Annotated in this window: 6 protein-coding genes; all 6 read right to left on the bottom strand. The window is 69.8% G+C overall.

All coding sequences use genetic code 11. From position 1 onward, the window contains the following. Positions 1-3: 3 nt before the first annotated feature. Complete coding sequence (locus Pla133_RS23075) at positions 4-5,400, bottom strand: DNA methyltransferase family protein (RefSeq protein WP_145069719.1); 5,397 nt, start codon at positions 5,398-5,400, stop codon at positions 4-6. A gap of 3 nt (positions 5,401-5,403) precedes the next feature. Beyond that, positions 5,404-6,204, bottom strand: coding sequence for a DUF6602 domain-containing protein (locus Pla133_RS23070; protein WP_145069717.1), 801 nt, complete (start codon positions 6,202-6,204; stop codon positions 5,404-5,406). Between the two features lies 1 nt (position 6,205). Further along, the gene (locus Pla133_RS23065) at positions 6,206-9,031 is read right to left on the bottom strand and encodes a DEAD/DEAH box helicase (protein ID WP_145069715.1); all 2,826 of its coding nucleotides are present in this window, start codon (positions 9,029-9,031) and stop codon (positions 6,206-6,208) included. Positions 9,032-9,282: 251 nt separating this feature from the next. Further along, a complete protein-coding gene (locus Pla133_RS23060; protein ID WP_145069713.1) occupies positions 9,283-10,239 on the bottom strand; it encodes a calcium/sodium antiporter in 957 nt (318 codons plus the stop codon). Between the two features lie 44 nt (positions 10,240-10,283). After that, entirely contained in the window at positions 10,284-11,306 is a 1,023-nt protein-coding gene (gene tsaD / locus Pla133_RS23055; protein ID WP_145069711.1) for a tRNA (adenosine(37)-N6)-threonylcarbamoyltransferase complex transferase subunit TsaD, read from the bottom strand. After that, positions 11,303-12,661, bottom strand: coding sequence for a S41 family peptidase (locus tag Pla133_RS23050; protein ID WP_145069709.1), 1,359 nt, complete (start codon positions 12,659-12,661; stop codon positions 11,303-11,305). The genes tsaD and Pla133_RS23050 overlap by 4 nt, the downstream gene beginning before the upstream one ends. Between the last annotated feature and the right edge of the window lie 234 nt (positions 12,662-12,895).

Here is a 12,895-nt window from a genome sequence, read left to right as displayed (position 1 = left end):
GAGTTATGGGATCAGCGGCGAACGCCACGAACGTGTGTAGTCCGTCTCGCGGTCGTGGCGGGTCCACGGGGTTGGGTAGGTGCGTTCGAGGCGGGGCTCGAGGCCGGGGTCGGTGTAGCGGAGGGCCCAGAGGGTTTCGGTTCGGGTGCGCGTGGCGCCGGCGCTCGGGGGCGTCGGGTGGTCGTGGTAGGTGACCTCGGTGGGGGTCATGAGGTCGCGGAGGGTGGGGCGCTCGGGGACGGCGAGGATCTCGGCGTCGCGTTTGGCCAGGTGGGCGCGCCCGGCCAGGAGCTCCTCGGTCTCGGGGGCGCCGTCGGGGTAGGGGCGGGTCGAGTCGAAGCCGACCTGCTCTGCCAGGCGGTCGGCGAGCTTGAGGAGGCTCACGCCCTTCTCGTCGCCGATGGTCTCGGACGTCGGGACGAGGCGGCCGTGTTGGTCGTAGCGGTTCTGGCGCTCGTACTGCTGGAGCACCGGGAACTGCGCGCGGTAGATCGTCAGCAGCTCGTCGAGGGTGAGGCCGAGGGCGTTAGAGGCGAGGACGTCGAGCTCGACGAGGGCTTGGCGGCGGGAGAGGTCGGTGCGGAGTGGAACTGACCGCGACCACCCACATCGCTCGAGACCCAAGTGTTCCAGCCGAGGGTCGTTCGACGCGAAGACCTGACTCTTGCTCGCGTCGGGCTGAAGCTCGCTCCACAGGTCCGCGTAGTGAGAGGTGACGCAGACAAGTCGAAGAAGTCGCAGTCGAGCCGGAGGCGCGCCGCAGGCCTCTGGTAGCGGGAGTCGGGAAAGCAAGTCGTTGCGGCAGTCCGACTTGCCTGTGGTCTTGATGAACAGGTCCGCTGGAAGGGAAACGGCGAACGCTGCAAGAGTCGCGATGACTTCCAGCTCCGCGGTGACCGAAAGCACGCCGTCGATGTGCGCAGCTCCCGGAGGCATGATCGACGGGATCAGCGTTCGCTCGCCGGTCGGGCTGATCGCTCGACGATTGACGTAGCGGTAGAAGTCCGTGACCGGGCGGCCGTTCCAGGGGACCTTGGGGGTGCGCTCGGCGTAGACGGTCGGGCGGCAGGCGGGGACGTAGTTGGTGCGGGGGAGGTAGTCGTCGGGGATCGCGGTGAGGTCGATGCTGTTGTAGTCGCCCTTGCTCTTGCAGCTCTCACGGGGGGTCTGGTAGAGCGGCGATCCAACGTAGAAGTGAGGGCCCTGGATGATTAGGCCAGCCTCCTCCTTTGGTGTGGTCGTCTGCCGAGCGATCGTCTCGTCGTCCTGTGCATTCGTCTCGTTCCAGAGCTGCGTCGAGTAATGGGCCACGTCGCCAAGTCGAGTTGAGCCTTGAGACAGACGGCCCAGTGCCGACAAGATCTCGATGCTGTGAACCGTCGGCAGTCGGGCGCTTGAGGCTGGAGTTCCGGGTTTGTCATAGAGCCTTGCAAAGAGTGCGAGTTCGGATAGGCCGACGTAGACGAGCCTTCGGCGGTGGCCGCGAGTCTCAAAGGCCCCGTCGGCGCTCTTTATGCCGGGGGTGACCCCGAGACCGTCGTGAGAGACAGCCGAGTCGATTGTTCTTGGATGGATCAAGTTCGAGATCATGAGGAAGGGCTGATCTTCCTGTCGTGGGCCGTAGACGTTCAATGCGTACGGGCGAAGTACTCCGATCTCGAAGAGTGCAAGGATGTTGACGAACCGCGCGTGGAGCCGAAGTCGGCGGTAGACCTCGAGTCGGAGAGCCCCACCTTTCGGGTCGTCGAACACTCCTGGAGGGTGAATCATTCCGACGGTGCCTGGAGCGCTGGTGACTTGCCAGGCCACGGTGACAAAGGCCTTGTACGAGTTCGCCTTCATCCCCTGGAGGAGGGGCTGGTTGTGGATCGAACCGAGGTAGTCCTGCGTGGCGGTCTGAGCCTCGAGTTCGCCGATGTAGAGGTTCGCCGCATCGAACGTATCGAGGATGCGTGTTCGCTGCTTCGCGACCTTTGAGGCGCTGAGCTTCCGGAGGTCAACGGCGGGTTCGAAGTCGGCCAGGACGGCCTGCTCGTTGAAGGAGACGAGGATCCACGGCGGGTTCCCGAGGATCAGGTCGAATCCGCCGCGGAGCGCGTGGACCTCGGCGAAGCGCAGGTGCCAGTGATGGAATCGGTATCGCGTCGCGAGGCGGGCGACGACTTGAAGCCACGGCGTCGCCTTGGTGATCGCGTCCACGTCGGCGGTGCCGAGGGCTTCGCCGTGCGCGGCGCGGAGTTGGGCCAGCTCGTCTTCGAGCTCGCTCAGACGCGCGAGGGGGGCGGGGAGGCTCCGGCCATCGACCTCGGGCAGGGTCAACGTCGCCGTCGATGCGGCGGCCATGGCGCCGCTCGCGGGGTCGGCCAGACTCGCGGGGGCGACCGCGCCCTCGCTCGGCGCCACAGCCTCGTCCCCGAACGTGAGCTGTTGGGTCATCAGCGGATCGGTGACCGACGCATCCAACTTGCCCGTCAACACCAACTCGAGCGTCGCCAACCACTGCGCTCGGCTCGGCAGCTGCGCTGACTCCTTCACCGGCCAGAACCACAGCGCGCACCACGCGTCCATGATCAGCCGCAATCGCCGACTCGCGCTCGACGCCTCCTCGAGCCGCGCCGCGACCGCCTCTTGATCCTGCACGCGCGGGTTCAGCCGCGCGTCCCGCCGCCGCTCGGCCCGGGCCTCGGACTGCTCCCCCGACAGCTCCTCGTCGCTCGAGCCCGCCGGATCCGCCAGCCCGCCGTCGTCCCCACCCGACCACGACCCCTCCGCCGCCAGGCTCGCCGTCGCGTCCCCGCCACTCGCCGTCGCCGCCAGATCCTCCCGCCACAGCTCGCCCTCGGCCTCCGGCTCCTCCCACACCGGAATGCGGTCGTCCGTCGCCGCCGTCGCCAACACCCGCTCGCGACAGACCTCCGCCCACAGCCGATCCACCGCGTCCGACAAGCGCTCGAGGCGCCGCGCCTCGTCCTTCGTGAACGGCACGGTGAACTTCTTCTGCCACTTCCGCAGCCGCTCGGCGTCCTCTGGCGCCAGCTCCTTGACCACCTTGTCCTTGCCGAACGGCGCCATGCCGTCCGACGGCACGAGGAAGTGGTACACGCTGTGCTTCGGCCGCGGCGGCAGGGACCAATCGGCCCCGCCCGCGGCGAAGTCGGCCTCGCGCGGCAGCTCGCCGCCCTCCTTCACGAACGGCACGGCCTCAGGCGCCTGCCCCAACCAGTTCGGCTCGGCCTTGGAGCCCTTGGTCGTCAGGTCGCCGACCCTGAACACCTCGCGCCGCGCCCCGACCAGGCTGTTGCCGTAGGCGAGCCGCAGCCCGAACCAAGGGCACTTGCCGCCCTCGTACAACGTCGCCAGCCACAGACTCGTCTTCGCGAGGTCCACGGCCACCGGGTTCAGGTCGACGCCGTAGCAGTTGTTCGTCGCCAGCCGCGCCTTCACCCGCCGCTTCTCGCGCGCGTAGCGGTCCGACGGCAGGGTCTCGCCCAGCTCCTCCTGCCGCCGCGCCAGGTACGCATCGGCGAGCTGGTCCACCGCCTCGGCCAGGAACGCGCCCGAGCCCATGGCCGGCTCGCACACGGTCAGGTCGAGGATCTCCCGCGCCGACAGCTTGAACACGAGCGGTGCGCGGCCGAGCTCCTCCTCGCTCTGCGGCTCGTACAACAGCTCGCGCAGGGAGTACTTCACCAGGCACCGCGTCAGGACCTCGGGCGTGTAGTAGCTCGCCGACTTCTCGCGGTCGCGCCCCGCCAGGCGGAACAGGAACGTGCCGCGCTCGTGCACCACGCGCGAGCCGCCTGTGTCGCGCACGAACTCGTCCTCGCGGTAGTCGCCCGCGCGCGAGGCGCCGACGAAGTAGGTGCGGACCTTCTCGCGCTCTTCCGGCTTCTCGAGCTTGGGCACGTCCGCCTTGGCCGCGACCTCGTACAGGTCGTCTTGGGCGAAGAAGCCGGTGTAGGAGAGCAGCCCCTCGTACACCGCGCCGAGCTGGTTCACGCCGAGCTGGGCGTAGGAGATGCGCCCGCGGCTCTTGCCCCGGCGCTCGGCGGACAGGGACAACAGCTGCAGGACCTCCTGCACGACCCAGTTGCGAAGGCGCACGCCGCCAAGGGGCCCCAGGCGCGCGTCGTCGAACAGCGGGCTCGCGACCCCGTCCATCAGGAACGAGTCGTGCAGGGGCTTCTCGTCGTCGTGGGCCGTCGCGTACAGGTCGGCGGGGTCGTCCGTCGCACCAGGCGGGAAGCCGCCCTGCACGACGCCGAACAGGCGCTGGAGGCTCTCGTGCAGGAAGAATCCGTTGCGCGCGGCGTCGGTGTGCAGGGGCACGAGCTCGAGGGCCCGCAGGCTCTCGAGGCTGTAGCCGTCGCGGTAGATGCGGCTCTGCATCGGCACGACGCCCAGCTCGGCGCCGCGCGCCTCGACGTAGAACAGAAACAGCAGCCGGTAGAGGTAGGTGAGGCAGTCGCGGGTCAGCTCCGCCTCGAACTCGGGCCCCTCGTGGAAGACCTCCTGGCGCTGCTTGGCGGCGCGGTCGCGCTCGCGCTTGAAGTGCACGGCCTCGTTGCCGATCAGCTCGACCGCGCGGCGGACGCCGTACTTGAGGTCGGCGGAGACGGCGTAGGCGTGGCGGTGGCTGTTCTCGTCCAGCTCGTCGTGCAGGGGCGGGCCGGAGTCGGGGGCCAGGGCCTCGGCGTGCAACAGGCCCGCGGCGGCGCGGGCGGCGGCCTTGTCCTTGCGTCCGAACAGCTCGGACCAGTCGAAGCGCAGGGCGCGGCCCTGGCCCCACTTGTGGCGCTCGGCGAGGACGGCCTCGCCGCCGGTGAGGAGCAGGACGAAGCGCGGCGCGCGCTCCTCGCGGAAGACCAGCTCGTCGAGGACCTCGCGCCAGGTGGCGGCGCCGCGGCCGAGCTTCGGCAGGGGCGTGGTCTCGGGCGTGCCCGGCGGGAGCTGCGCGCGCAAGGGGGCCGTGTCGAGCGGGTCGTCGTCGTCGCCGCGCGCGAAGGCGGTCTCGCAGACCAGGAGGAAGGGCCGCGAGTCGCGCTCGAGGGTCAGGGCGACAGGGAGGGCGCTGCCGTCCTCGAGCACGTGGGCGTCGGGGGCCCGGTCGTAGCCGAGCGCCTCCAGGAGGTGCGCGTGGAAGTCGCGCGCGGCGTCGAGGCGCGCGAGCGTGTCGGTCTCGGACGCGCCGTCCGCCTCGTCGGCCCGCGCGCGCGCCGCGAACCACTTCTCGGCGAGGCCGAGCAGGGCGTCCTGGGGGAGGCGCGCGCGCGCGCCGGCCTGGTGCTCCTCCGCCCAACGCTTGAACAACGGGGCGAGGTCGCCTTCGAGCACCGCCTGCAGGTAGTGCTCGGAGAAGAACTCACCGTCGTTGTGGATGCCGGGGAGGGAGAGGGGCATGGTTCAATCCAACACGCGCACCGCGTCGAGCTTCGGTCCGTCCTGCTTATCGACCGGGAAATAGCGGTAGACGTGCTCGTCGCCGTGGGCGATGTCGATCCAAGCCATCAGGTTCCCGATGAAGTAGCCGAAAGCCAGGCTTGTCAGCTCGTAGCCTTGCCAGACGTAGGTCGTGTCGCCGCCCTGTGTGGTCGGGCCATCCGATGATTCTTCGATCCGGCAAAAGTACTCGGACCCTACGCAGAGATGGTTGACTGACGAGGTGGTGGGGTCCCCAAGTGACGCCGCCGCCTTCATGGCGTTATTCGCCGCGTTCTCGTTTCCGTGGAGGGCGAACAGGCCGACAAACGGCGGACGAGTACGATGCTCATTCGCGCGTTGGCGGCACGGCGTCGCGGAATCCTGCAGGTGAGAGATGGCGTCGCTCCAGTCCCCGGGGGCCCATCTTGTCGTGTCGGACTTGACCTCGATCATCCCGACGACCGCGTCGGCTCCACAGATCACAAAGTCGCCGTCGCGCATGAAGACGGGCTTCGAGCCTTCGATCACTAGGATGTCAACTTGTCTTGAGCGTTGATCGCGGTGAAGGACGAACCCCGTTGCGACGTCGAGCGATTTTGGTAGCCGCTCGCGAAGCAGTGCTCGAAGAACGGCTTCTTTGTGAGCGCCGTCAGTGCCCCAGTGAGCATCGCCGATCAGGTTCCGGATCTTGCACTCGACCGCCCTGATCTCGTCTGTCAGGTCCTTCAGCGCTTGCTTCGGGCCATAGTCGATAGGTTCCTTCTCCTTTCGCTTCCTAGGCATTTCATTTCTCCTTGATCAAGACCGCCGCCAACCGCACGAACGGCTTGTCGACGGTTGTCATCTCTTCTTTGATCCACGCCTTCCGTTCGGCGTGGATCTCGTCTTCGTTCTGCTTCTCCGCCTCGAAGCGCTTGCGCTCGAAGGTCGTCGCCTGGCGGCCCTTCTCGGCGATCTTGCGGCGGCGCGCTTCGCGCTGGGCGACGCGCTTGGCGCGCCAGGCCTCGAGGCGGTGCAGGCCCTCGTCCAGGAGGTCGGCGAGTTCTGACTCGCGCCGTTTGGCGACGCTCTCGAGGTGAGTTCGTGCTGAGCCGACGGCGAAGCGGCGGAGTTCTCCCAGAGCGTCGAGGAATTCCTGATCGAGTCCGCCACGGTTCGGCGGCCCCGCGCGGAGGCCAGTGGCCTCGAGCAGCGCCTCGAGCGAACGGATCCCCGTCTTCCTCCCGCCGGCGTAGCTCACGCCAAACCACTCGACGACGACGGCGCGGCCGCGCTCGTTCGAGAGGATTCCCTGGAACACGAAGCAGACCTCGCGCTCGGCCAAACCTTCACTCACCGGGATCACCGGCGCCTCGTGCCGCGCCAATCCCTCGAGGACCTTGTCGTCGAGCCACTGGCTGACCGGGTTCAGCTCCCAGAACAGCTGCCACTCGGGCCAGGCGTCGCTCTTCGCCCGCGCTGCGTCGAGGGCGTCGGCGACTCGGCGGCGATCGGTGGTGAGTTTGAGCTCGGCGTTCTGCTTCTTGCCCTCGGCGCGGATCAGCTCGGGCGGCAGGTAGTCGAAGCGGCGCAACAGGTCGTCGGGCGGGCGCAGGGTGAAGCCCGCGAGGTTCTCGTGCCACTCGATCAGGTCGGTGTCGGGCCCGAGGGCCTGCTCGAACGCCTCGCGCGCGTAGTCGAGGTCGTCGGGGAACAGCCGCAGCGGCTCGCGCCGCTCCGGCGTCGGCTCCGAGCCCGTTCCAAACAGCGCCAGCAGCGCATCGGCCTGCGCCGGCGACAGGAAGGCGCCCTCGGGATCCGCCTCCTCCTCGATCGTCTGCGCCAGGTGCTCTTCCTCGGCCTCCGCGTCGTGCAGGTTCATCAGCATCGCGGCGTCGCCGAGCTGCTCGTGCGCGACCTGCTCCTTGGCCCACAAGACGTCGAGCACGCGCAGGTCCGCCTTCAGCGCCTCGTCGTCCGTGCGCGTGATCAGGTAGGTGATGATCGGCGTCCGCGGCTGGCCGAAGCGGTCGATGCGGCCGTTGCGTTGCTCGAGGGTGATCAGCGACCAGGGCAGGTCGAAGTGCACCAGGTGGCGGCAGTGGAAGTGGAGGTTCAGGCCCTCGGACGCCGCGTCGGAGGCGAGCAGGACGCGGATCTTGGAGTCGGCGGCCTGGAAGGACTCGAGCAGCTCGCGCTGGCGCTGGTCGTCGAGGGCGCCGTGGAAGATCGGCGCGGCGTCGGCCTTCAGCGCGAGGCCGCCGGCGCCCTTCTTGGCGCACAGGCGCTCCTGCAGGAGCTTGAGGGTCGCGATGCGCTCGGAGAACACGACCACGCGCTCGCCGTCGTCGAGCAGCGGCCGCATCTCGTCGAGGAAACGCGCGAGCTTGGAGAACACCGCGGGCTCGACGGCGCCGGCCTTCTCGGCGATGGCTTCGAGCGCGGCGCGGTCGTGCGCGACGTTCTCCGCGTCCTGGCCGGCGGCATCCAGGGCGTCGAGCTTCTTCAGGCGCTCACCGATCGTTTCCAGGCACGCCGCCGGCGACGACAGGAAGCCCTTCAGGAGCAGCGTCCGGAACAGGATCCCCTTGCCCTTGCCGTGCTTGACCCGCTCGACCGTCTTGAACGTCGCGGCCTGGATCGCGGCGAGGGCCGCGCACTCCTCACGCCCCGCGTCGATGTGCAGCGGCCGCAGCTCGCGCTCGCGGAAGGCCTCGCCGACCTCGCCCGCGACGTCCTTCTTGAAGCGCCGCAGGAAGTAGCCCTCGACCTCGTCCTTGGTGAAGTTCGACGGGTCGGCGACCGCCGTCGGCTCGAGCAGGTTCATCAGGCTCGCGAAGGACTCGGGCTTGCCATCGTGCGGCGTCGCCGAGGTCAGGATCAACGCGTCCGTCGTGCGCGCCAGCAGCCTCGCCAGGCGATAGCGCTGCGACGCGCCTGCGCTGGTCGTGCGCGCGCCCGAGCGATCGGCGACGTTCTGACACTCGTCGATCACGATCGCGTCCCAGCGGCTCTCCTCGAGGAAGCGCCGGTACTTGCGGTCCTTCTTGAGCGTGTCGATCGAGATGATCGCGCGGTCGAAGAAGTAGAAGGGGTTCTCGGTGGACGGGATCTTCGAGCGCACGCGCTGGATGCCGACCGAGTCGAGGCGTACCAGCGGGATCGTGAAGCGCGACCACAGCTCCTTCTGGAACTGGGCCAGGATCGACTTCAGGCACACGACCAGGATCCGGTCGCCGCGGCCGCGGGCGATCAGCTCGGCGAGCAGGATCCCGACCTCGACCGTCTTGCCCAGGCCCACGCCGTCGGCCATCAGGATCCGCGGTCGAGGCTGGGCCAGGGCCTTCACGGCCGGCTGGAGCTGGTAGTCCGCTGGGTCGAGGGCCGCTCGGTGCCCCAGGGACAGGGCCGTGCCCGCCGGCGGGGTGCGGCGCAGGAGGCTCTCCAGATACAGCCGGCTGGTGCGAAAGCGCGGCGAACCGTCGGCCACCAGCCTGGTCTCCTCCGGCCGCAGCTCCTCGATCGCGTCCAGGGCCGTCAGGAAGACCGCGTCGCGCCCTCGGACAAGGTCCGAGGTCCCGGTGACGTACACGGCGTGACCCCCGGTCGAGGCGCGCCTGGTGGTACGCACGATCCACTCCTCGTCCCGCGCGAGGACGCGGGATCCGGGAGCGGGGGGCGCTGAGATGGTGGGAGGGGGGGGCACGGGCAGGAACGGGCAATCCTACGACGCGACGCCGCGCGCTGGCTGTGGGGAGGAGGACGCCGGGACCGCAACGGTAGTCGCTCCGGGATCGAACTCGTGGATCGAGCTCTGGCCGGCTCCCGGGCGGCGGCGCGGTCCGCTCGCGGGCCGAGTGGCCGTGGACGGAGCGCCCCGGACTACGTCCCGAGCAGCAGGGCCAGGTAAACCCCGTACCCCACCAACAGCAGCGCGCCCTCGACCCGGCTGATGCGGTAGCCGCTGCGCATTAGCGGGAACAGGAGCAGCGAGAAGCCCAGCATCCACGGGAGGTCGCGCTCGATCAGCTCGGTGGAGACGCTCAGAGGCGAGATCGTCGCCGTCGTGCCGGCGATGCCCAGGACGTTGAAGATGTTGGAGCCGATCACGTTGGTGACGGCGACGTCGCCGCGGCCGCGGAGGGCGGCGATCACCGAGGCGGAGAGCTCGGGCAGGCTGGTGCCGGCGGCGACGATGGTCAGGCTGATGACGGCCTCGGAGGCACCGAGGGAGCGGGCCAGGTCGGTGGCGCCGATGACCAGCAGCTCGGCGCCGCCGGCCAGGAGGGCGCAGCCGGCGATCACGCCCAGGATGCTCCGGGTCCAGGGCCGCGGCTCGGCCGGCGGCCCGGCGGTGGCGGCGAACTGCTCGATCTCGGCGGGCACCATCTCGCTGCGCGCGATCTTCAGGGTGTAGGCGACGAAGGCCACGAAGGCCACCAGGAAGGCCGCGCCCTCGATCCGGTCCACCTGGCCGTCCCGCGCGAGCAGGTAGAGCTGGACCGCGGCCAGGAGCATCACCGGCCACTCCAGCCGGACCGTTCGGCCGGCGATCGAGATGGGCGCGATCAGCGCGGCGAGGCCCAGGATCACGCCGATGTTGAAGCTGTTCGAACCGATCACGTTGCCCACGGCCAGGGAATCGCTGCCGGCCAGGGCGCTGCGCACCGAGACGACGAGCTCGGGCATCGACGTCCCCGCCGCGACGATCGTCAGGCCGACCACGGCTGGGCTGACACCGGCCAGGCTCGCGATGCGGGTCGCGCAGCGGATCAGCAGCTCGCCGCCGAAGATCAGCACGGCGAGTCCTGCGAGGACGAAGAGGATCGAGAGGGCCATGGGCGTTGCAGCCTAGTCGCTCGGTCCCTGAGTGCGAGGTCCGATCAACGCGCGCTGGCGTCCAGCTCGAGATCCGCCGGCCCATGGGCCTCGAGCAGGTGATGCCCGAGCCCGGCGATCATCGCCGCGTTGTCGGTGCAGTAGGTCGGCGCGGGATACACCGCGCGCAGGCCCGCCGCCTCGGCGGCTTCGCTGAGCTTGGCGCGCAGGCGCTCGTTCCGCGCGACGCCGCCGACGACGAGGATCGTCTGCACGCCTTGGTCGCGGGCGGCTTGGATCGTCGGCTTGACCAGGGCGTCGACGGCCGCTTCTTGGAAACTGGCCGCCACGTCGGCGCGGTCGGCGATGTCTTCGGGGGCGGGCGTGGGGTTCAGCGCGTTCTGGCCCCTCAGGTGGTAGAGCACCGCGGTCTTCAATCCGCTGAACGAGAAGCTCGGGCGCTCCGGCTTGGCTCGATAGCGGGGGAACTGGATCGCCTTGGGGTTCCCCTCGGGAGCCAACGCGGCAATCGACGGTCCGCCGGGATACGGCAGCCCGAGCAAGCTCGCCACCTTGTCGAACGCCTCACCCGCGGCGTCGTCGAGCGTACGAGCCAGGCATTCCATCCGCGCGTGGCCCTCCATGCGGTACAGCGCCGTGTGCCCGCCCGAAACCACCAACGCCACGCAGGGGTACGGGTCCTCGTCCAACTCCATCGTCCCCGCGTACGCGTGGGCTTCGATGTGGTGTACCGGCACGATCGGCAGGCCGCGCCCAAAGGCGAGCCCCTTCGCAGCCGAAAGGCCCACGAGCAGCGAGCCGATCAACCCCGGCCGCGTCGTCACCGCGATCGCGCGCAAGTCATCGAGGCCGACCCCCGCGTCGTCCAACGCCCGATCCACGACCGCGATGATGTGGTCCAGGTGGCTGCGCCCCGCCACCTCCGGCACCACCCCGCCAAACGCCGAGTGCTCCTCTATCTGGCTACGCACGATCGACGACAGCACCTCGCGCCCATCGCGCACCACCGCCGCGGCCGTGTCGTCGCAGGACGATTCGATCCCGAGGATCGGGCCGTCGGGCCTCACTGGCCGGACTCCGCGACGTGCACCGGTCGACGCCCGGCGAGCAGCTCCAGCGCCGCGTCGAGCACCGGATCCGGCGGGGGCGGCGCCACGAGCGCCAACCCAGAACTCTCCTGCCAGGCGAGCACCGCGCTCAAGTGCTCCAGGGGCGGGCCGTAGCGCGACAGGTACAGGGCGATCAGCTGGGCCTGCTCGTCGCTGGCCGGCGTCACGGCCAGGTCCGGCTCGAGCCCGGCCTTCCACGCTCCACCCAAGCTGCGCTCGATCAGCCGTCCGGACGGCGTGCGGTACACGGCCGTCGTGATCCGCACGACCCCATCCAACTCGTGCAGGGGCGTCAGGCTCTGCACCGTCCCCTTGCCGTAGCTCCGCTCGCCCACGAGCACCGCCGCCCGGTGATCCTGCAGCGCTCCCGCCAGCACCTCCGACGCGCTGGCCGAGATCCCGTCCATCAACACCGCCACCGACATGTCGGCGTACTTGGCGTAACCGGACTGTGCGTAGGTCACCTCGAGGCCAGCGCGCGACTCGGTCTGCAGCAGGGCCCCTTCTTCCACGAAGCGGTTCGCGATCGCGAGGGCCGCGCCGAGCACGCCGCCGCGGTTGCCGCGCAGGTCGATCACCAGGCGCCGGGCGCCGCGGTCGCGCAGGCCGTCGACGGCCTCGTCGAACTCGCCCGGGGTGCGGCGGCTGAAGGAACCGATCGAGGCGTAGCCCACGCGGTCGAAGGCGTCGCCGCCGTTATCGATCATGCGCACGCGGCGCACGGTGGGGTCGGTGGTGCGGGCCGGTTGGACCTCGAGCTCGCGCCGCTCGCCGTCGAGGCCCTCGACCTCGACCGCCACCGGTCCCTTGGAACCATCGGCGAAGTGGGCGCGGACGGCTTCGAGCTCGAGCTCGGCGGCGGGCTCGCCGTTGATCGTCACGAGCAGGTCGCCGACGCGAAAGCCCGCGGCCAGGGCCGGCGACTCGGGCAGCGGGTGCAGGATCCGCCAGCGCTCGGGGATGGGCGCGAACAGCACGCCGATGCCGTCGTAGAGGCCCGAGGTCTGGCGCTCGAGGTCGCCGGTCTCGGTGTTGTCGTAGTACTTCGAGTAGGGGTCGAGCTCGCCCAGCATCCCGCGCAGGGCGCCGTCGAGCAGCTGCTCCGAATCGCGGGGCTGCACGAAGGTGCGCTCGATCAGGCCGCGGACCTGGTCCACCTCGGCCACCTGGCGCGCGGTGGTGTCCGTGGCGTAGCGATCGAAGACGGCCTGCAGGACCAGGCCGGCCAGGATGCCGACCAGGACCAGGGTCGCGGCCTGGGCGAAGCCGGCGCGGGGGGCTCGACGGAGGGTGAACGGTTGGGTAGAGCGCACGAGGGCGGAGGATAGCAGTGCGGGGATGGCAGCCGTTGTCCCCTCGAGAGGACGTTGGGGGCCGCTTGCCGCACCCGACCCCGTGGTGGCACGCAGGCGCAAGGCCATGGCCGCCAGGGGGTTCGGTGAGATCCGGGCACCTGGCCGCGCGCTGGCACAGGCTTCGCTCGTCTCTCAGGGCCAACCGCTCCCCCTGGGGTCGGTTCCAGCCCTCGGAACGCCGCGCCGCCGCTG

The sequence above is a fragment of the Engelhardtia mirabilis genome (assembly GCF_007748095.1).
Lineage (GTDB): Bacteria > Planctomycetota > UBA1135 > UBA1135.
Note: the sequence above shows the minus strand (reverse complement) of the source record. Positions and strands in the feature narration are given on the sequence as shown.

Excerpts from the sequence above, each read along its gene's own strand:
- Pla133_RS23075 (WP_145069719.1), bottom strand. The coding sequence starts at position 5,400 with ATGCCCCTCTCCCTCCCCGGCATCCACAACGACGGTGAGTTCTTCTCC.
- Pla133_RS23070 (WP_145069717.1), bottom strand. The coding sequence starts at position 6,204 with ATGCCTAGGAAGCGAAAGGAGAAGGAACCTATCGACTATGGCCCGAAG.
- Pla133_RS23060 (WP_145069713.1), bottom strand. The coding sequence starts at position 10,239 with ATGGCCCTCTCGATCCTCTTCGTCCTCGCAGGACTCGCCGTGCTGATC.